The following is a 20,648-nucleotide window of genomic DNA, read 5'->3' as shown; positions in this document are numbered from 1 at the left end:
GCCTACAGGTTGCTCGCCGTCCTCCTGTCGGTCTCCCTTTCCACCACGTCGTGCCTGGACGAGGAGTTCGGGGGAGGCTCGAACGCCTCGGAGACCGAGAAGGGGCAGGTGCAGGAGCCGAAGAAGGCGAAGCAGCCGAAGGAGCCGGAGAAACCGAAGGGCCCGGTCTGCCCTGCTCCGGGGCCCATCACGAGGTCCCAGCTCCCGAGCTTTTCCCCGGCGGACGGGGTCAGTGTGATCGTGCAGAACCCCTGCATCAGCATCGCGGGCCTGGCCGAAGACGTCCTCGGTTTCATCCCCGAAGGGCGCTCCGAGGAGTTCAGGGAGTTCCGCGGCGGGCTCGAGCGCTTCGTCAGCAGGGTGAACGCGGTCAACGACGCGGCGGAGTGCGCCTATGAGACCGACCACCTGGCGCTCGGGGTGTATCACCACGACCGCGCCGCGTGGTCGATCGGCATGGTCGCGGTCGTCCGCGGAGACCTGGACGCGCTGGTCGACACCGGGGTTTGCTGGCTGCTGAGAAGGCTGCCGTTCGACATCCCCACGGGAGACGTTCTCAGAGATGACGGTTTCCGTCCCGACTTCTGCGCCGACGCCGTCACCAGGACAAGCAAGGGCTATCGCTTCACGATCCTGTGGATCGGCTCGTCCGACGTCATGTGCAGGAACCTCGCCAACCGCTACACCGCCACCGGGTAAGGCCGCCGCAACCGTCGTGATTGCCGGATTGTCGGTCGGGCGCGCGATACTCGCCGCTGGCGATCACGAGGATGAGGCATCCGAGATGGCGCGGTCACTCCGTCGTGTCGCTTGAACAACGAGCTACGTCAAGCACACGGTGGAGGTGTCGGCATGACCGCGGAGCGGATGCTGACCTATGTCGGCGGCGGTTCGGCGAAGTTCTGGGAAGTGCGCCAGAACGGCACGGAGCTGAACATCCGCTATGGGCGGATGGGCACGGCCGGTCAGTCTCAGGTGAAGTCGTTCGGCTCCGCTGCCGCCGCCGAGGCGGCGGCCGGCAAGCTGGTGGCGGAGAAGTTACGCAAGGGCTACACGGAGGACGCGGCCGCCGCGCCGGTCACCGCCCGGCCGGCGGCCTCCCCTCCGACTACCTCCCTTCCGGCCACCTCCCCGGCGGGAACCGGCAGCGTCGCGGACGAGGACCGGCTGACGATGCCGGCCGCGTGGCTACGTGTTCTTCATCCGCGGCGGGGCGGCGTGAAGGTGGCCGTGAAGAAGCCCGACGCGCGGGCGCCCGGAAAACTCGCCGCGCTGCTGAACCAGCACCGCGAGCAGCTCCTTGACGTGCTGACGAAGTGTTCCGATCCGGAGATCGCCTCCGCGGGCACGGCCTACCTGGCCGGGGAGCCCGACGCCCCGCCGCTGGGCGCCGCGGTGGTCGCCGCGATCGTGGCCGCGTCCTGGCCTTCGAGTGAGGAGCCGTCGCTCCTTCTGTTCGCCGAGGCATGGCTGGCCGAACGCGGCCTGGCCTTCGCGGCAGTGGCCGCGACCGAACTGGCCTCGCTGCATCCCTATTTCTTCTCGGACACGCGGCCGGTCCGGCGGCTGGCCGACCACGAATCCCCCACACACTGGCGCGACTGGAATCGGCTGAAGCCCGCCACGCGGGTCCGCGCCGTCCTCACCACCGCGTCGGACGCCGAGTATGCCGAGGTCGTCGCGGCGCTGGCGCAGAGCCGTGAGGGAGGGCTGCACCACCGAGTGGCGGCCTCCTACCTGGTGCCGACCGAGGCCGACTGGGTCGCGGCCGACTGCGCGGAGATGAGCCGCCTCAATCGAGGGCTCGCCTTCATCCTGATCACCGCGATCAGCACGCCGGAGCTCGCGACGCTCATCGCGACCCACGCGCAGGCGTACTGGATCGCGGACTCCCTCGCCCTGCTCGCCACGCTCGTCGACGGCCTGGGGAACGCGGCCGTGCCGGTGCTGGCCGGATGGTTCGACGAGGTCGACCACGCGGACAGTCAGCGGCGGCTGCTGGGCGTGCTCGCCGAACTGCCGGCCGACGCGGCGATGCAGGCGCTCCTCGACCGGATCGATCACAAGCACACCCAGCCGGCCCTCCTGCGCGCGGCCGCCCGCTTCCCGCGCCGGGCGATGCGGATGCTGGCCGCCCACGACGGCAAGGCCGCAGACCTGCTGCTGCGCGCCCACGTGCTGTCCCATCCCGGCCTGGTGACCGAGGTGAGGGCGGCCGTCGGCGACGCCGCCGCCCGGCGGATCGACGCGATCGCGACCGCCGCGACGGCCGCCACCGCTCCGGCCGGGGCCCTGCCCGAGGTGCTGGTCACCCCGCCCTGGACCCGTCCGCGTACGGCCCGCAAGCCGGTCGTCGTGGCCGGCCTGGTATGCACCGACGAGCCGGCCGTGGTGTGGGGGCCGGGCGAGCGCGACGCGTGGCGGCCCGCCCGGCCGGGTGACGAAGCCTGGGACCGGCCCTGGCGCGAGAGCTGGGAAGCGGTCGCCGGCCGGATCGCCGACGGCCGGGGTGCCGTGTGGCACGACGAGATCGCCCTGTTCGTCGCCGGGCCCGACGAGCTGGCCGCACCGCTGATCGAAAAGTGGCGCCCGGACGACCTTTACGGGGCCTCCGAGTGGATGCCGAGGGTGGTCGCCAGGTTCGAGCTGGCAGCGCTGCCCGCGGTGCTGGACAGCGCCCGGCGCGGCCCCGCGACGGTCGCTCCGGCGCTGCTTCCGTTCACCGGCCCGGAGATCGCCGTGCTGATGGCCGAGTGGCTGGCGCGGCTGAAGTCGGTGCGGGCCACCGCGCTGGCGTGGCTGGCCCGTCACCCCGAGGCGGCCGCGAGTGCGCTGATCCCCCCGGCGCTGGGCAAGCCCGGGGTGGCCCGGCGGCAGGCCGAGCAGGCGCTGACGGTGCTGGCCGCGGGCGGCGCCCGCGACGCCGTCGCGCGGGCCGCCGCGGGTTACGGCCCCGCCGCCGAGGCCGCGGTCGCCGACCTGCTCGCGGCCGACCCGCTCGACGTGCTGCCCGCCAAGATGCCCGTGCTGCCCGAGTGGGCGGACGCCGCGATCCTGACCCCCATCCACCTGCGGGGCGACGCGGGCGCGCTGCCGCCCGAGGCGGTCCGCCATGTGATGACGATGCTGGCGATCTCCCGGCCCGGCGAACCGTACGCCGGTCTCACCCAGGTCAAGGAGGCATGCGACGCCCGCAGCCTCGCGGACTTCGTCTGGTCGCTGTTCCAGCGCTGGCAGGCGGCCGGCTATCCGTCCAAGGAGAGCTGGGTCATGGACGCGCTGGGCCTGCTCGGCGACGACGAGACCGTCCGGCGGCTGACGCCGTTGATCAGGGCCTGGCCCGGCGAGGGCGGGCACGCCCGTGCGGTCGCGGGCCTGGACCTGCTGGCCGGCATCGGCTCCGAGGTCGCGTTGATGCACCTGCACGGCATCGCCGAGAAGGTCAAGTTCAGCGGGCTCAGGAACCGGGCGAGGCAGAAGATGGACGAGGTCGCCGCTGAGCTCGGCCTGACGCCGCAGGAACTGGCCGACCGCCTGGTGCCGGACTTCGGGCTGTCCGCCGACGGCAGCCTGACCCTCGACTACGGCCGCAGGCGGTTCGTCGTCGGCTTCGACGAGCAGCTCAAGCCCTACGTGGCCGACGCCGCGGGAAAGCGGCTCAAGAACCTGCCCAAGCCTGGCGTGAACGACGACCCGGAGCTCGCGCCCGCCGCCTACCAGCGGTTCGCCGGGCTGAAGAAGGACGTGCGCGCCGTGGCCGCGGACACCATCCACAGGCTGGAGCAGGCCATGGTGAACCGGCGCCGCTGGAGCGGTGAAGACTTCACACGGCTGCTCGTCGGCCACCCGCTGCTCTGGCACATCGTGCGGCGGCTGGTGTGGGGGCTCTACGACCCCTCGGGCCGGCTCACGGGCGCCCTGCGCGTGGCCGAGGACCGCAGTTTCGCCGACGTCGAGGACGAGACGCTGATCTTGCCCGGCGACGCCGTCGTCGGGGTGGCGCACCCGCTGGAGCTGGGCGAGGACCTGGCCGCCTGGGCGGAGGTGTTCGCCGACTACGAGATCCTGCAGCCGTTCCCGCAGCTGGGCCGGGAGACGTACGGCCCAGACGAGACGCTGCTGGCCGAGATCTGCTCGGCCAAGATCCCCACCGTGAAGGTGATCGGCCTGGAACGGCGCGGCTGGCGGCGGGGTGACCCGCAGGACGCCGGCCTCCAGTTCTGGATCGAGCGAGACGTGCCGGGCGGCCAGGTCATCACGATCGGGATCAGCCCGGGCATCGCGATCGGCTATCTCGACTTCGCCGACGAGCAGACCCTGGAGGGGATCGCCCTCGACGGCCTCGATCCGGTCACCGTCTCCGAGATCCTGCGCGACCTCCGGGAGATCACCCGATGAACGAGCACGTCCAGCGGCCCCCGGCCGAGATCCGCTACGCCGACGAGCTGGCCCGGCTGCGGGACGCCGACACCGACGCCCGGCCGCCCGGCTGGGCGCTGAGCCTGCGGGCCGCCCGGCGCTTCGTCCTCGGCGACGAGAAGCTCGGCATCAGCCGCAAGTTCGTGGGCGACCCCTCGCTGATCGACCGGTCCCTGGTGACGCTCGCGACCAACCGCGGGCTGATGCTGGTGGGTGAGCCGGGCACGGCCAAGTCGCTGCTGTCGGAGCTGCTCGCCGCGGCGGTGAGCGGCACGTCGACGCTCACCATCCAGGGCGGGGCGGCCACCACGGAAGACCAGATCAAGTATTCGTGGAACTACGCGCTGCTGGTCGCCGAGGGCCCGTCCACCCGGTCGCTGGTGGCCGCTCCGCTGCTGCGCGGCATGGCCGAGGGCAAGGTGGTGCGCTTCGAGGAGATCACCCGGTGCCCGCTGGAGGTGCAGGACTGCCTGTTGTCGCCGCTGTCCGACCGGGTGCTCGCCATACCGGAGCTGACCGGCCCGGAGGCGATGGTGTTCGCCCGGGAGGGGTTCACCGTCATCGCCACCGCCAACACCCGCGACCGCGGCGTCAACGAGATGAGCGCCGCGCTCAAGCGCCGGTTCAACTTCGAGACGGTCTTCCCCATCGCCGATTTCGACACCGAGCTGATGCTGGTGGAGGCGGAGGCCAGGGCTCTCCTGCAGCGGTCGGGCGTCGGCGCGCCGCCACGGCGCGACGTGCTGGAGGTCCTGGTCACCACGTTCCGGGAGCTGCGCGAGGGGCAGACGGCGCGGGGTGACGCCACCGACCGGCTGTCGGGGGTGATGAGCACCGCCGAGGCCGTCTCGGTCGCGCATGCCGTCGGGCTGCGCGGGTGGTTCCTGCGCGGCGAGCCCGGTGATGCCGCCGACCTCGTCTCCTGCCTCGCCGGCACGGCGGCCAAGGACAATCCGGAAGACCTGGCGAAACTCCGCAGATATCTGGAGCAGAAGCGGCCGGGAGACCAGTGGAAGGCCGTGCATGAGGCCCGTCACCTGCTGCCGGGCTGACCATGGCGGTCACGTTCCTCGGCGTGCGGCACCACAGCCCCGCCTGCGCCCGGCTGGTCGCCGACACCATCCGGTCCGTACGGCCCGCGTACGTGCTGGTGGAGGGCCCGGCGGACATGAACCACAGGATGGACGAGCTCTTCCTGGGCCATGAGCTGCCGATCGCGGTCTACACCGGCTATCGGGATCCGCAGCGGCGGCACGGCTCGTGGACGCCGCTGTGCGACTACTCCCCGGAGTGGACGGCGCTGACCACCGGCCGTGAGGTCGGCGCCGAGCTGCGCTTCATCGACCTGCCCGCCTGGCATCCGGCGCTGGCCGAGGTGCGCAACCGGTACGCCGACGCGGAGGCCCGCTACGGCGAGGTGACCGGGCGGCTGTGCCGCGCCTTCTCGGTGGACAACGTGGACGCCTTGTGGGACCACCTGTTCGAGATCGAACCGGCCGACGGGCTGGCCGAACGGCTGGCCGCCTACTTCGACCTGGTGCGCGGCGACACGCGGGCCGGCTCCGACGACATGGCCCGCGAGGCGTACATGGCGCAGTGGATCCGGGCCGCGGCCGCCGACGCGGGCGACAGGCCGGTTGTCGTGGTCACCGGCGGCTTCCACCGCCCCGCTCTGATGCGGCTGGCCGAGCAGGGCGACCGGAGCCTGCCGGAGGTGCCGCGGCCGCCCGCGGACGCGGTCGCCGCCAGTTATCTGGTGCCCTACTCGTTCCGGCGGCTGGACGCCTTCGACGGCTACCAGTCGGGCATGCCGTCGCCCGGCTACTACCAGCACGTGTGGGAGTCCGGCCCCGCCGACGCCGCCCGCAGGCTCACCGAGGCGGTGACGGCCCGGCTGCGGGAACGGCGCCGGCCGGTCTCCACCGCGGACCTGATCGCCGCCCGGGCCACCGCCGACGGTCTCGCGTTGCTGCGCGGTCATCCGCTTCCGGCCCGGGTCGATGTGCTGGACGGCCTGGCGAGCGCACTGGTCGGCGAGGCGATCGAGGTCCCGCTGCCCTGGGCGACCCGCGGCACGCTGCGGGCCGGCACCCACCCCGTGATCGTGGAGATGATCGCGGCCCTCAGCGGTGACCAGGTGGGCCGCCTGCATCACGCGACTCGGCTGCCACCGCTGGTCCACGCGGTTCTCCCCGTGCTGGGCGGCCCGGGTGAGGAACGGCTCGACCTCGGCACGGAGGCCGGCCGCGAGCGCAGCCGGTTTCTGCACCGGCTGCGGGTGCTGCGGATCCCCGGCGTGGTGCGCACCTCGGGACCCCGCCTGGCGGACGGCGCCGAGCTCGCCGAACGATGGACGCTGACCGACTCCGACGACCGGCTGCCCGCGCTGATCGACGCCGGTGGCTACGGCGTCGACCCGCAGGAGGCGGCGGCCGGAGCCCTCGCCGAACGGATCCCCGGCGCCGGCCTGGACCAGCTCGCCGACATCCTGTTCGACACGGCGCTGTGCGGCATCGGCGAACTGACCGGACGGGTGCTGGACGACCTCGCGCGGGCCGTCGGCGCGGCGTCCGACCTGGGATCGCTGGGCCGCACCCTCACCGTCGCCCTGGCCATGTGGCGCCACGACGACCTGTTCCGCACCGGCGGCAGCACCACCCTGGGCACGGTCGTCGCGACCGCCACCCGCCGGGCGTTGTGGCTGGCCGAAGGCGTGCGCGGCGGCCCGGCACCGGCCGACCTCCAGCGCATCGGCGCCCTGGTCGCCGTACGCGACGCGCTCCGGCACGCCGGCCCGTCGCTCGGACTGGACACGCAGGCGGCGCTGGGCGTCGCCGACAGGGTCGCCGTCCGCCAGGACGCGCCACCCGACCTGCGGGGAGCGTCGCTGGGCCTGGGCTGGTCACTGCGGGGCACTGCCGCCGCCGACCCGGCCCGGGCGGTGCGCGGCGCGTTCGTCCCCGCGTCGGCAGGCGACTGGCTGGCCGGGCTGTTCGCGCTCGCGCGCGAGGAGGTGCTGCACACCGGCGGCATGCTGGAGCTGCTCGACGAGCTGGTCGGAGAGATGACCGATCACGACTTCCTGGTGGCCCTGCCCGCCCTGCGCCAGGCGTTCGGCTTCTTCCCGCCTCGCGAACGGCACCTCATCGCCACCCGTCTGGTCGAGCGGCGCGCCGGGAGCGCGTCCGCATGGGACCTGATGCGGCTGGACGCGGCGCCCGAGCTGGTGGCCGCCGGCCGGGCACTGGACGAACGGGTCGAGGCGGCGCTGCGCCGGGAGGGACTGATCACACCATGACCGATCACACCATGACCGATCACACCATGACCGATCACACCATGACCGATCACACGCTCGACCCCGCGCTCGAACGGTGGCGCCTGCTGCTCGGCGAGGCGGGCAGCGCCTGTCTCGCCGAGCAGCCGCTCGGCGCGCAGGCCGCCGCCCGTGACGCGGCCATGGACTGGCTCTACGGCCGCGACGAGGAGCTGCGCCGGCGCGGCGTACGGCAGGGTGTGCAGCAGGGCACGCGGCAGGGCGGGACAGGCGAATCGACGCTGACCACCTTCGACTGGCTCGACGACATCGCGCGGCTGTTTCCCAAGGAGACCGTCGAACGCCTGCACCGCGACGCGGTCGAGCGTTACGAGATCCATGACGTGGTGACCGACCCGGCCGTGCTGGCGCGCATCGAGCCCAACCCCGTGCTGCTCAAGGCGGTGCTACGGACCAAGCACCTGATGAACCCGCAGGTGCTGCGGCTGGCCAGGCGGATCGTGGAGCAGGTGGTCAGGCAGCTCATGGACAAGCTCGCCACCGAGGTTCGCAGCGCGTTCTCCGGCGCCAAGGTGCGCAGGCCCGGCCGGATGCGGCTGGCCCGCAACTTCGACATGGTCAGGACGCTGCGCGCCAACCTCGGCCGCTATCAGCCCGGGACCGGCAAGGTGGTGATCGAGACTCCGTACTTCTTCTCCCGCACCCGCCGCCACCTGGAGCAGTGGCAGGTGATCCTGCTCGTCGACCAGTCCGGCTCGATGGCCGGCTCGGTGATCCACGCGGCGGTCACCGCGGCCTGCCTGTGGGGGTTGCCCGGTGTGCGCACCCACCTGGTCGCCTTCGACACCGAAGTGGTGGACCTGACCGCCGATGTCGACGATCCGGTGGAGCTGCTTATGAAGGTGCAGCTCGGCGGCGGCACCGACATCGCCCGCGCGGCGGCGTACGGCGCGAGCCTGGTGGACCAGCCGCGCCGCGCGATCGTCGTGCTGATCACCGACTTCTTCGAGGGCGGCGATCCGCGCCGGTTGGTGCGGGTCGTCCGCGACCTGGTGGCGCAGGGCAGCAAGGTGCTGGGCCTGGCCGCGCTCGACGAGCAGGCCGATCCCGCCTACGACCGGGAGCTGGCGCAGCGCCTCGCCGACGCCGGAGCCCACGTCGGCGCGATGACACCGGGCGAACTGGCGTCCTTCGTGGCGGAGCACGTGGGCCGATGAGGACGGATCTGCTCGGGCTCACCACGGACTCCCTGGCCGCGCTCACCAACCGCGGGCTGGTCAAACGTGCCGCCAAGGAGCCCGCGCCGGAGGTTCGCACCGACGCCGACGGCACCGTGCACGGCAGCTTCCCCGACGGCCCGTCCGCGACCCTGCCCACCGGCGGCCTCGACGCGGCCCGCTGCACCTGCGGCGCCACGGGCGTCTGCCGGCACGTCATCGCGGTGATCCTCGCCTACCAGCGCCTGCCCGCCGCGGCCACCCCAGTGGTGGAAGAGGCCGGTGCGGCGCCGTTGCCCTGGTCACCGGGGCAGGTGACCGATAACGAGCTCACCGCCAAGATCGGCACCCGCCTGATGGCCGCCGCTCGCCGCACGCACAGATCCGGATTCACCGCACGGGTCCGCCGGGCGACCCCCGCCGATCCGGTGCCGGAGGTCGAGCTGGCCACCGCGACCGTGCGCTTCCTGGTCCCCGGCGACCTCGGGTTCGTCCACACCGACACCGTCGCCGGCAGTCGTGACGACGTCATCGCCCTGGCGGTCTGGGCGTTCCGGGCCGCCGACGAGCTGCACCCCGGCGTCCCCGACGTACGGATCGACGTCGGCGGCGAGCCCGGATCCGGCACCGAAACCGGCAGCGAAACCGGCAGCGAAACCGGCAGCGAAACCGGCGCTGAATCCGGGCTGGGGCGTGCCCTGGGCCTGGCCGGCACGGTCCTGCGCGAGGGCGCGGCCCACCTCGGTCAGGGGCTCGACGCCGCCATCGCCGACGTGCGACGCCATCTCGACGCCGCCGGGCTGCGCTGGCCGCTGCTGGCGGTCGGCGACCTCGCCGAGCAACTGTCCTCCTATCGCGACCGCGGCGCCCACTATCGCCCCGAGCTGCTGGCGAGCCACATCGCCGAGCTGCACGCCCGGCACCGCGCGGTGACACGGCCGGACGCCACCCTGCGCGGCAGCGTGCTCGGCACCGCCGAAGCCGCCGAGACCCCGTTGCGCCGGGCGCGGCTGGAGAGCCTCGGCTGCCGGATCCGCGGGTTCGGCGACCAGCGGACGGCCGAGGTCTACCTGGCCCACAGCGACAGCGCCATGGTGCTGGTCCTTCGCCGTCGATGGGACGGCGACGACGACGGGGCGGCGCTGGCCGGGCGGCGGATCGCCACGTCGACGCTTGCCGCTCTGGCCACCGGCACCCTGGTCACGGAGTCCGCCGTCCGCAGCGCCAGCCGTACGGTGCGGCTGTCGACCGGGCGGATCTCCAAGACGACGGTCAGCCCGTCGCGCGGCGACTGGGGCGAACTGCCGTCGTCTCTGCTGGTGACCGACGTCGCCGCGCTCAGCCGTGAGCTCGACGCCCTCCCCCTGCGGCCCATCCGCCCGAGGGTGGAAGCGGAACTGGTCCGGGTCGTCGCCGTCGCCCGGGTGGAGGCCGTCACGTACGCGCCCGGAGACCAGCGCCTCGACGCCGTCATCGTCGACCAGGCGGGCAACACCGCCATCGTCAGGGCCACGCACACCGGCGCCACCCCCGGACGCCTCGACGCGCTGGCCACCGTGCTCGGCGGCGAGGAGGGCGAGCTGCGTTACGTCAGCGGCGTGCTCGGACGGATCGCGGGCGCTGTCGTCATCGATCCGATCGGCCTGGCGGTCGGCGGCCGGGTCGTCGTCCCCGACCTGCGGCCCGCCGGTGGGAGCGGCACGCTCGTGGTCGCCGACGACGTCCGGCACGAACCACTTACCGCGGCCCTGATCGACACCCGGGATCTGCTCGCCGAAGTGGCCCATCACGGCCTGTCCCACCTGCCGCCGACGTACGACGACCGGCTCGCCGCCGCGGCGCGGCGGCTGACCGTCCTCGGGCTGCACCGCATCGCGCAGGCCGTGACGGCCTTCGCGGCGGCGCGGACCCACGACTCCGACGAGGCCGTCGAACGGGCCTGGATCGACGCCTACCTGCGCCTGGAGGTCGCCCTGGACCTCAACTGACCTGAACTGACCCGCGCACGTGCGTCAGACGCGGGTGAAGTCCATCGTCCAGTTGGTCTCCCAGGTCTGGCCGTCGTCGTAGGAGAACGCCTGCTCCCAGCGGCACGAGCCGGGTGTGATCCCCGACCAGATGAACCGGATGAGGATCGGACGGCCGTCATCGGTGTCGTCGGCATAGAAGGTGCCGACCCCGTCGACGAAACGGCCCACGACCGGGACCGGATCCAGGCCGCGCCTGCTGTTGACCCAATGGATGGACCACTCGTCCCGCTCGGCGTCGTACGTCCGGATCGTCGCGCCGTCGAAGTCCTTTGTAGGCAGCGTGAGCGTGTCGAAGCTGCCCGCGCCGCCGAAGAAGCCCTGCGCGACGCAGCGTCCGGGGAACTCCTCCCACTCGTCGCTGCCGACACCCCGCTTCAGCAGCCTCCGGTTGGTCACGTCCCACGTGCCTGCGAAGAAATCGAAGTCGTGCACAGTCCCGTCCCTTTCACCCAACTCACGAACGGCCTTCTCGCTGAACGCCATGCCGGGACCGTACGGCTCCTCCACTGACACCTACTGTCAGTGGAGATGCGGGCTCGGGCTCAGGCCGGGGCGAGGACGCAGAACTCGTGGCCTTCGGGGTCGGCGAGGACGACCCATGAGACGTCGCCCTGCCCCACGTCGGCGGGCGTCGCCCCGAGCTCCTTCAAACGCGCGACCAGCTCCGCCTGATGGGCCGCGGAGGTGGTGGCGAGATCGAGGTGCACGCGATACCTCACCGTCTCGGGCTCCGGAACGGTGACGACACAGACGCAGACGGCGGCAGGGTCCGGCCAGACGAAGCCCACCGGCCCCACGCCTGTCACAGCGGGTCCGTCGCTGAACACATCCCAGCCGAGCGCATCCGCCCAGAACCGCCCCAGCGCCGAGCTGTCCCGAGCCTTGAAGTTCAGCAGACCAAGTCGCAGCGACATGCCGCCCACCCTACGGTCAGTCCTTGACCAGGAGGCCCTGGTAGACGACCTCGCCCTCGTCACCGTCCCATCGGTAGGCGAGCCCTTCCCCGCTCTGGATCAGGGCGATCCTGCCCGGGGCGCACGTGTCCAGCCGGAAGACGAGTGCCGTGGCCGAGCTGCGCGTCAGCGTCAGGCTCCCCCGGCATGAACTGTTGGTGTCCTTCCAGGTTCCGGTGCGCCCGCCCGCCTTCAGCACGATCTGTACGTCGGTCTCGCTGGTGCCGACGAGCTCGTCGGGTTGTAGGTGGCCTCCCCAGGTGCCGGCGAACGCGGCCGGAACCGTCCCGCCCGGCGTGGTCGACGGCTCGGCGGCCGCTGCCGGAGTCGCCGCGGCGTCCCCCGCAGCGTCCTCCGCCGGGTCCTCTGTCGCGTCCTCCGTCGTCACACTGTCGTCCTGCTCCGCGCCATAGGCCGTGTCGTCTGCCTCGGGCGTGGCGTCGGCGGGCGGAGGCGACGAGCCGGCCGCGCGCGAGACGGTCGTCGTGGCGGCGGGCGTCGTGGCGGCGGGCGTCGTGGCAGCGGGCGTACCGCCGGACAGCAGGCGCGGCGCCAGCAGGGCGGCGGTGACCGACACCGCGGCCACGGCGGCCACCACCCCGGCGACGATCCCCGCACGGGACGCCTGCCGGTGGCCGCCCGCCCCGGTCGGCTCCGCGCCCGACGGGAACGTCCCGCCCGGACCGGGAACCGGGAGGACCGCGGTCGTCCCGCCTTGCCGTACGCCTTCCGGCCTGGTGGTCGCCGCGGCCGCGCCCGCCTGGAGCGGGTCGCCGGCGGACCCGACGAGTTCCAGCAACAGGTCGCGGGAGGACGGCCGGCGCGCGGAGTCCTTCGCCAGGCAGCGTTCGACCACCGAACGCAGCGGCGGGGGCAGCGCCGAGGCGTCGGGCTCGGCGGTCAGGATCCGGTGCATGACGGCGGGGACGCCGTCGGCGCCGAAGGCCGCACGGCCCGTGGCGGCGAACACGATCGTGGCACCCCAGGCGAACACGTCGGAGGCGGGCGTGGCCGGGGCTCCGGCGATCTGCTCGGGAGCCAGGTAGGCCGGGGTGCCGACCGGGCCCGCCGTGATCGTGTCGCTCGCGCCGTGCCTGGCGATGCCGAAGTCCACCACCCGCGGGCCGTCCGGCCCCAGCAGCACGTTGGCCGGTTTGAAGTCGCGGTGCACGATCCCGGCGCCGTGAATGGCCGTCAGCGCCGTGGCCGTGCCGACCGCGAGGCGTTCCAGTTCGCCGCCTCGCAGCGGACCGCCGGAATCGACCCGCTGCTGCAGAGACGGCCCGTCGATGAACTCGCTCACCACGTACGGCATCCGGCCGTCGACCACCGCGGTCAGCACCCGGGCGGTGCAGAAGGGCGCGACCCCGCGCATCGCGTCGAGCTCGCGGACCAGCCGCTCCTTCACCGACGCGTCGAGCCCCGACTTGAGCACCTTCACCGCGACCGGTTCCCCACGAGGCGACCGGCCGAGGAACACCACCCCCTGCCCGCCCTCGCCGAGCCGCCCGCTCAGCGTGAACTCACCCAGCACGCGCGGGTCGTCGGGCTCCAGGGGGGTGACCATGCACCGAACCCTAACGACGAGGGGCGCGGCGCGATACGCCTCACAGCAGCCGGACGCCGGCCACCGCGACAAGCCCGCGCCACCCCAGGTCAAGCACCACTCGGCCGGGGGCGACCGTCCTCCAGATATGCGGTCTGGCCGGCGTCCGCCGCCGAGATCGCCGCGTTCATCCTCCGCGCCAGGCCTGGCGGCAGGAGCGTGTCCAGGTCCGCGGGAGCGGCGAACACGTATTCGTCGAGTTCCTGGGGCTGCAGGCGGATCGCCGCGATCTGGGAACCGGTGAGCACCCCCGCGTCGAAGACGAACATCAGCCCGGCGTCCCAGGGCGGCGCGGGTGGCACCCAGTCGATACATGCGAGCCGGCCCACCTGCGGTGCGATGCCCAGCTCCTCCCGTAGTTCACGGAGCAGAGCGTCGGTGGGGGACTCCCCCGCCTCGATCATTCCGCCGGGGATCTCCCAGTCGTCCTTATAGACCGGGTGCACGACGAGCACCCGCCCCTCGCGGTCTCGGAGCAACGCGCCCGCCGCGGCACGAAGGCGCGGTACGGAGGCGAGGAAGGCCAGGTATGACGCGGAGTCGCTCATGACGGCTCCGACACTACGAGCCGCGCACGGCCTGGCGCCGGTGTATCTCGGAACCTGCTCGTAGCGGGCTCGCCGCTCGCCCTCGGCCGTTGACACGGGCCGATCTGCCGGCAGGGCATGGCTCTCAGTACAGTGGCGGAGTGTCGGGTGAGCAGGTGAGCGCGCGGGTGGACATCTGGATCTGGTCGGTCCGGCTGACCAGGACTCGTTCGATCGCGTCCGACGCCTGCCGGGGCGGTCACGTCCGGGTAAACGGGGTGCGGGTCAAGCCCGCGCACGTCGTGCGGGTCGGAGACGAGATCCGGCTGCGGCACGAGGGGCGCGAACGCATCGTGGTCGTCTCCCGCATCATCACCAAGCGCGTCGGCGCCCCCGTGGCCGCCGAGTGCTACGTCGACAAGAGCCCGCCGCCTCCGCGGCGTGAAGAGGCCGTGACGGTGGCCGTACGGGCTCGGGGCGCGGGGCGTCCCACCAAACGCGAGCGCCGCAGCATCGACAAGCTGCTCGGGCGTCCCGTGGCCGAGGGGCGGGACCACCGGCCCCACCCTGAGTGAACGGGCAACACGCCCCCTCCCATCCGCTAAAGATGGGATGACTCCCCACAGGCCGCGTCGCGCCCAGCCGGCATGAGGAAGCGCGGCGCACACCTCGTGACCGCCGCCCCGGCGCCAGCCCTTCCTTCCGGTGAAAGTTTCAGGCAGTTCTCGCGCGATTCGTCGGCCGTCCCTGCCGACCGGCTGGACGCTACCCGGCGCCCAGGATTGTTTCTTGACCCCACACATCACACGTCATACGTTGTACGAAATCGAGCCTATTCATGGGATGTCCGCGCAACGGCACACCCCTCATGAGTCCCGCCACGGCGGGGTGATTTCGCGGCGGAAATCCGCTCGGAACCAGCGAAAGGAACAGAGCGTGAAGTCAGCCCTGTCCACCACTGAGAGGGCGTTAGCAGCGCTCGCGGTGTTCGTCGCCGCAGTGTTGCTGCCGACCTTCGCAGGGAGCACCCCGGCCTCGGCCGCGACCCAGGCGACCTACTACGTCGCCCCTGACGGCAATGACGCGAACCCCGGAACGATCACGTCACCGTTCAGAACCCTGCAGCGCGCGAGGGACGTCGTCCGCACGGTGAACGCCGGCATGACAGGCGACATCTACGTGTACCTCCGCGGAGGGAACTACCCGGTCAGCAGCACGATCGACTTCACCCCGGCCGACTCCGGCACGAATGGGCACCGGGTCATCTACAGCGCCTACCAGAACGAGACGCCGGTCCTCAACGGAGGCGTCCAGGTGACCGGATGGACGCAGCACAGCGGCAACATCTGGAAAGCCCCGCTGAATCGCGGCAACAAGCTCCGTGCGCTCTATGTCAACGACAAGCGGGCGTACATGGCGTCCAAGACCATAAGCTCACAGGGGTGCTACGGCACCTACACCATCACGGCGGGGCAGGCGCCGTGGGCGTGGGAATCGGGTTCGCAGTGCGCGGGGGCGAAATACAGCCTGAATGATTTTCCCGCTGTCGCCGCCAACCAGGACGACATCGAAATAGAGACGTCGACGACCTGGACCACGGCCATCGTGGGAGTCCGGCAGGTCACCGCCGACGGCTCCAACCGCGTAGCCCTGTTCCAGCAGCCGGGAGCGGCCATCGCCCAGGGCGCCTTCAACGGGAACGCCCAGGTCGGCGGCACCCACAAGGTCATGAACGCCTACGAGTTCCTGGACTCCCCGGGCGAGTTCTACTTCGACAAGTCGAGCAAGACCTTGTACTACTACAAGGCCGGCTCCGAAAACATGTCGACCGCGACGGTCTTCGCGCCGAACAACGTGTCCACCCTCATCAAGGTCGCCGGAACCTCCACGAGCAACCGCGTCCGGAACATCACCTTCTCCGGTCTCACGGTCGAGCATTCCGACTGGAACCTCTTCAACGTGGCCGGTTCGGTGTTCAAGCAGGCCCAGCAGGGCAACCTCGGCGCGCTCGTCTACGCCAAGAAGAACTTCCACGACTACTACTACCGCAATGTCGACATGGCGCCGGGCGCCATCCAGATCGACAACGCCGACGGGCTCGTCCTGCAGAACAACCGGATCCAGCACACGGGCGTCGACGGAATCAGCATGGTCAACGACGTGGTGAACACCCAGTTGATCGGGAACTACACGAACGACATCGCCGGCTCCGCCGTCGTCGTGGGCCATCCCCAGCATGTCTACATCGGGGACTACACCTCGACGAACCACGAGAAGTATCCCGTGGGGGTCGAAGGAGCGCCCAAGAACATCGAGATCAAGAACAACTACATCTACGACAGTGCCGTGCTGTTCAACGGGCACAGCCCCATCTCGGCGTACTTCGCCGACACCCTGACCATTCAGCACAACCGCATCGAGAAAGCCCCGTGGTCCGGCATCACGCTCGGCTGGGGCTGGTGGAACTTCGACGGATCGTCAGGATCGATCGCGCCGAACCGGCCGACCACCACGGCGAAGAACAACACCATCAGCGACAACCACATCATCGACACGGTGCAGCGGCTGGCCGACACGGCTCCCATCTACACGCTGGGCAGCCAGCCGGGAACCACGATCAGCAACAACTACCTGCAGGGCGTCCCGGCCGGTCACAAGTACGGACTCCACCCGGACGAAGGCTCGGCGTACATGACCTTCCGCGACAACGTCCTGAGCGTGGACAAGAACGTCACGTGGCTCATCAACTCCGACGACTGGGGGCGTAAGCACGATCTGAGCATCACCCAGACCTACGGCCCCATCAACAAGGTCTCCAACAAGAACCTGCCGAACAGCACGGTCCAGGACATCCTCGTATCCTCCGACTACGTCTGGCCGTCGCAGGCCTACGGCATCGCCGTGAACTCCGGCCTCGAGGACGCGTACCGGACCATCATCCCGCAGAGCAATCTCTCCCTGCCGGACTACGTCCTGCCCGCCAGCACGTTCGCCGGCGCCGGTGTGACGTCGATTCCCATCCGGAGCGCGGGCGACGCGAGCAAGACGGTCTGGCTGGCCCCCTCGGGCACGACCTCCTTCACCGAGGGCAGCACGATGACCAGGGCAAGCGGGACCGCGACCTCCATCGCCGTTCCGTCGTCGAACGGTGAGTATCGGCTCTTCGTCGTGGACGCCCAGGGCAATCGGTCGGCCGAGTCCAAGTCGCTCGTCAGGCAGGGCAACGGCGGCGGAACCGGCCAGCAGAGCGGCTCGCTCGTCGGCGGCCAGTCCGGCCGGTGTGTCGACGTGCCGAACTCCAGCACCACCAACGGCACCCAGGTCCAGCTGTGGGACTGCAGCGGACAGACCAACCAGCGGTGGACGTACACGTCCGGCAAGCAGCTACAGGTGTACGGCAACAAGTGCCTGGACGCGTACAACCAGGGCACCTCGAACGGCACCCAGGTGATCATCTGGGACTGCAACGGACAGACCAACCAGCAGTGGAACCTCAACTCGAACGGCACCGTCACCGGTGTGCAGTCCGGGTTGTGCCTGGACGCCAACGGCGCCGCCACCGCCAACGGCACGAAGATCATCCTGTGGTCGTGCAACGGCGGCACGAACCAGCAGTGGAGCCTGCGCAGCTGATGTGAGGTTCCCGCCGGGCCGCGGACGGTCGTACACGCACCGCCCGCGGCCCACCCCGCCGACCTCCGACGGGGATATTCAGTGGTCAGGGCCCGGCGGGGTCGCGAGACTCGGTTCTCGTGAACGGCAAGCAGAGCGGAGCGCGTACGGGCCGGCGGGCCACGCTGACGTTGTGGCGCCCGGTGGGACCGGCGGAGTTGTCGCTGGTGCGTGCCTCGGGGTGGAGGGCCTGGCCGCCTCGGCTGCCCGATCAGCCGATCTTCTATCCGGTGCTGAACGAGGCGTACGCAGTCAGGATCGCTCGCGACTGGAACGTCCCGGCGTCGGGGGCCGGTTTCGTGACGCGTTTCGAGGTCGACGCGGACTTCGCACGCCGCTATCCGGTGCGGCAGGCGGGCGGCCGGACCATCCTGGAGCTGTGGGTTCCGGCGGGGGAGCTGGAGGAGTTCAACGCCCATCTGGCGGGGCCGATCCACGTGGTCCGGGAGTTCCACGCTCCCGGATATGGCCCGCTGGCGACGCGGGTCGCCGCAGCCGCTGCCGGGCGGGAGCCGGCGGACGAGGTTCTGGCGATGTTGTCGGTCGCCGGGGCGAAGACCTGGATCGGGCTCGACGGGGCACTGCGTACGACGGCGGTGACGTACGGCGGGCATGCGACGAAGGCCCGGCTGCCGGAGAACGAGCGGCTGTCGTCCCTCGTGGCGGGCTGTTCATGGGACGGCCACCAAAGGGAGTCGGCGGTCGCGGGCCTTGCCACGGCTGCGGACGGGTTGCTGCTGCCCCTCCTGGTGCTGCGGACCGCCGACTGGGTGCCGCAGGTGCGTGAGCGCGCACGCATGTCGCTGACCACCGTGTTGCGGTCGGCGGGTGCGTCGGCGTTGCTCACTGCGGCGAGTGTCGCCACGGCGATCGGATCGTGGGCACGTGGTGGCCATGCCGTGGAGGCCCTCGCGGAGGCGCTGCGGACAGCGCCGTACGGCGTGCCCGCGACGGCCCGTACGCACCAGGACCTCGGGGTGCGGCGCCTGGCGTACCGGTTGTGGCTGGAATCCGGCCGTTCCCGATACGAGGAGGTCATGAATGCCACCCTGGGCGAACCAGATGGAGTCTGCCGTCTCCTGTGCGCGGAACGGCTCGTGGCCGACGCCGTCCGAGACCGGCGCGTCGACGTGCTGGAAGAGTTGCTGAGGCGGGGAAGCGCGCAGGTCGGGATCGAGGCGCTCACCGCCCTGGTGAAGCTCGGCCACCCTGAAGCCGGTGAGGCCCATCTGGCGGATCGGTCGGCGATGATGCGCGCCACCGCGCAGTGGGCGGTCCGTCGCGCGGGCCGCGATCCCGCCGCGATCTACCGGAACGCCCTGGCCGCGGACCCGCCGGTGGGCCGGGCTCGTGCGCTGGTCGTCGGCCTCGCCGAATGCGGCACGCGTCAGGATGTGGACATGCTCCTGCCTTTCCTGGAGCACCCGAGTCCCCGGATGCGGGCGGCGGCCGTACGCGCCGTCCGCCGCCTGGGCGGATCCCCCGCCAGCATCGCCGGAATGCTCGCCGATCCTGCGCCAGTGGTCGTCCGCGCGGCCACGCAGGCGTTGCGTGGCGAGCCCGCCGCCGTGCCAGCCGTACGGCTGTGGGAACTGCTGGCCGCCGAATCACCGCCGCATGTTCGGCTGGGGGCCTATGAGCAGCTCCGGGCAAAGGACACCTGGACCCGTGTTCACGTCGACCTCCACCTGCTGGTCACCCGCGACGTGGAGCTCGGCCACCGGGCACACGCCGACCTGAACGACTGGGCACGCCGCGGCGCCGCGACCGCCTACAACGCGCCGACCAAGGAGATGACACTCCTCCTCGGCCGGTTGGTCGACGCAGCCGAGCCGCTGATCGGCGCCCAGCAGGCCCGCCAACTGCGCCGGATCCTCGGCATCGGCTGATCGCGCCGCTCGTCGACCGGCCGGGCGGTGATGCGGCTCATCGCGCTCGCACGCGGGAACCGCCGTCCGCTCCTGCCGATGAGCTCGTTCAGGCCCGAGGGCCTGCGCCGCAGGCCGACCTCCGACCAGCGCAGTCCCCTCAGGCCAGTCGTCTGGATCTTTTACGGTTGCGAAGCCCGGTACGCCTCCGGCGTGTTCGAGACGCTGGACGCCGCACTCGCCTGGGCAGGCAAGCACGAGGTGTCCGAGATCCTGACCGAGTACCCGTGGACCGGTGACTCAGGGATAGCATCCCAGATATGAGACGCGCTGCAGATCGAGGGCCGCAGAGCGCCGACCAGATGGAGGCCCGGCTGGCGAACAGGCTCGCCGAACTGCGGACGGACCACGGCTGGTCGCTGGATGAGCTGGCACAGCAATCGGGCGTGAGCCGTTCAACCCTGTCGCGGCTGGAGCGCGGGGAGATCAGCCCGACCGCGGCAGTGCTGGGCAAGTTGTGCGCAGCGTACGGGCGGACGATGTCGCAGTTGCTGGCCGAAGTGGAGTCGGAGCCCCCGCAACTGGTGCGATCGGGCCGGCAATTGGAGTGGCGTGATGAGAAGTCCGGCTTCAGTCGGCGGTCGGTGTCCCCGCCCCATCCGGGTCTGAACGGCGAGATCCTCGAGGCCTTCCTCCTGCCCGGCGCGGACATCCCGTACGACAAACCGCCGGTCCCGGGCCAGGAACAGCACATCTGGATCCTGGAGGGCGCTTTGCGGATCACGGTGGATGGCGCGGCGCACGAACTCCATAAGGGAGACTGCCTGCGCTTCCGGCTGTGGGGGCCCTCACGATTTCAGAACCCTGGCCCCGGCCCGGTCCGTTACGCCGTACTGATCGTCCTGCCGTCGGCCGGCCGACCGGCGCCGGGGATGAGAGCATGACTGCGAGCTCGGCATGGCGCTCCGCACGTCGCCGGCCTCGGCATCGGCAAGCTGCCGGTCCAACGAGTCCTGAAGATCGCCGCGGACGGTCATCATTCACGGGCGACCCGTCACCAAGCCGCACATGGTTCGCAT

The 20,648-nt window shown here is 71.3% G+C and carries 14 protein-coding genes and 2 pseudogenes; 12 read left to right on the top strand and 4 right to left on the bottom strand.

Annotated features, from left to right (window positions below; translation table 11 throughout):
* Positions 1-9: 9 nt before the first annotated feature.
* The 6 genes from FLX08_RS26765 (at position 10) to FLX08_RS26740 (ending at position 10,901) form a co-directional block, all read left to right on the top strand.
* Positions 10-699 carry a hypothetical protein gene (locus FLX08_RS26765; protein ID WP_142622591.1) on the top strand — a complete coding sequence of 230 codons (690 nt, stop codon included), beginning with the start codon at positions 10-12 and terminating at the stop codon, positions 697-699.
* Between the two features lie 153 nt (positions 700-852).
* Positions 853-4,398: a DUF4132 domain-containing protein gene (locus tag FLX08_RS26760; RefSeq protein ID WP_142622589.1), complete on the top strand. Its 3,546-nt coding sequence runs from the start codon at positions 853-855 to the stop codon at positions 4,396-4,398.
* Positions 4,395-5,471, top strand: a complete 1,077-nt coding sequence (locus FLX08_RS26755) for an ATP-binding protein (RefSeq protein WP_142622587.1) — start codon at positions 4,395-4,397, stop codon at positions 5,469-5,471. Before FLX08_RS26760 ends, FLX08_RS26755 begins: the two co-directional genes overlap by 4 nt.
* A gap of 2 nt (positions 5,472-5,473) precedes the next feature.
* Positions 5,474-7,717, top strand: coding sequence for a DUF5682 family protein (locus FLX08_RS26750; protein WP_142622585.1), 2,244 nt, complete (start codon positions 5,474-5,476; stop codon positions 7,715-7,717).
* Positions 7,714-8,913, top strand: coding sequence for a VWA domain-containing protein (locus FLX08_RS26745; RefSeq protein WP_208761675.1), 1,200 nt, complete (start codon positions 7,714-7,716; stop codon positions 8,911-8,913). The genes FLX08_RS26750 and FLX08_RS26745 overlap by 4 nt, the downstream gene beginning before the upstream one ends.
* Positions 8,910-10,901 carry a hypothetical protein gene (locus FLX08_RS26740; RefSeq protein ID WP_142622583.1) on the top strand — a complete coding sequence of 664 codons (1,992 nt, stop codon included), beginning with the start codon at positions 8,910-8,912 and terminating at the stop codon, positions 10,899-10,901. Before FLX08_RS26745 ends, FLX08_RS26740 begins: the two co-directional genes overlap by 4 nt.
* 24 nt (positions 10,902-10,925) lie before the next feature.
* Here FLX08_RS26740 and FLX08_RS26735 read toward each other — a convergent pair whose 3' ends face one another.
* From FLX08_RS26735 to FLX08_RS26720, 4 genes and pseudogenes are all read right to left on the bottom strand, one after another.
* On the bottom strand, positions 10,926-11,375 hold the full coding sequence (locus FLX08_RS26735; RefSeq protein ID WP_142622581.1) for a hypothetical protein: 450 nt from the start codon (positions 11,373-11,375) through the stop codon (positions 10,926-10,928).
* Between the two features lie 116 nt (positions 11,376-11,491).
* A pseudogene (locus FLX08_RS26730) lies at positions 11,492-11,857 on the bottom strand (VOC family protein); the annotation flags it as partial.
* A gap of 16 nt (positions 11,858-11,873) precedes the next feature.
* Positions 11,874-13,463: a serine/threonine-protein kinase gene (locus tag FLX08_RS26725; RefSeq protein WP_142622580.1), complete on the bottom strand. Its 1,590-nt coding sequence runs from the start codon at positions 13,461-13,463 to the stop codon at positions 11,874-11,876.
* An 89-nt stretch (positions 13,464-13,552) separates the two neighbouring features.
* Positions 13,553-14,050, bottom strand: coding sequence for an NUDIX domain-containing protein (locus tag FLX08_RS26720; RefSeq protein ID WP_142622578.1), 498 nt, complete (start codon positions 14,048-14,050; stop codon positions 13,553-13,555).
* Between the two features lie 140 nt (positions 14,051-14,190).
* Here FLX08_RS26720 and FLX08_RS26715 point away from each other — a divergent pair, with 140 nt between their 5' ends.
* The 6 genes and pseudogenes from FLX08_RS26715 (at position 14,191) to FLX08_RS26700 (ending at position 20,513) form a co-directional block, all read left to right on the top strand.
* The gene (locus FLX08_RS26715; protein ID WP_142622576.1) at positions 14,191-14,604 is read left to right on the top strand and encodes an RNA-binding S4 domain-containing protein; all 414 of its coding nucleotides are present in this window, start codon (positions 14,191-14,193) and stop codon (positions 14,602-14,604) included.
* A 361-nt stretch (positions 14,605-14,965) separates the two neighbouring features.
* The gene (locus FLX08_RS26710) at positions 14,966-17,662 is read left to right on the top strand and encodes a ricin-type beta-trefoil lectin domain protein (protein ID WP_142622574.1); all 2,697 of its coding nucleotides are present in this window, start codon (positions 14,966-14,968) and stop codon (positions 17,660-17,662) included.
* Positions 17,663-17,844: 182 nt separating this feature from the next.
* A pseudogene (locus FLX08_RS42375) lies at positions 17,845-18,153 on the top strand (ADP-ribosylation/crystallin J1); the annotation flags it as partial.
* An 81-nt stretch (positions 18,154-18,234) separates the two neighbouring features.
* The gene (locus FLX08_RS43265; protein WP_341874350.1) at positions 18,235-19,590 is read left to right on the top strand and encodes a HEAT repeat domain-containing protein; all 1,356 of its coding nucleotides are present in this window, start codon (positions 18,235-18,237) and stop codon (positions 19,588-19,590) included.
* 30 nt (positions 19,591-19,620) lie between these two features.
* Entirely contained in the window at positions 19,621-19,893 is a 273-nt protein-coding gene (locus FLX08_RS43465) for a DUF7710 domain-containing protein (RefSeq protein ID WP_425280642.1), read from the top strand.
* The gene (locus FLX08_RS26700; protein ID WP_142622570.1) at positions 19,890-20,513 is read left to right on the top strand and encodes a helix-turn-helix domain-containing protein; all 624 of its coding nucleotides are present in this window, start codon (positions 19,890-19,892) and stop codon (positions 20,511-20,513) included. The genes FLX08_RS43465 and FLX08_RS26700 overlap by 4 nt, the downstream gene beginning before the upstream one ends.
* Positions 20,514-20,648: the final 135 nt, after the last annotated feature.

Source organism: Microbispora hainanensis (assembly GCF_006874475.1).
GTDB classification, from domain to species: Bacteria; Actinomycetota; Actinomycetes; order Streptosporangiales; family Streptosporangiaceae; genus Microbispora; species Microbispora hainanensis.
Note: the sequence above shows the minus strand (reverse complement) of the source record. Positions and strands in the feature narration are given on the sequence as shown.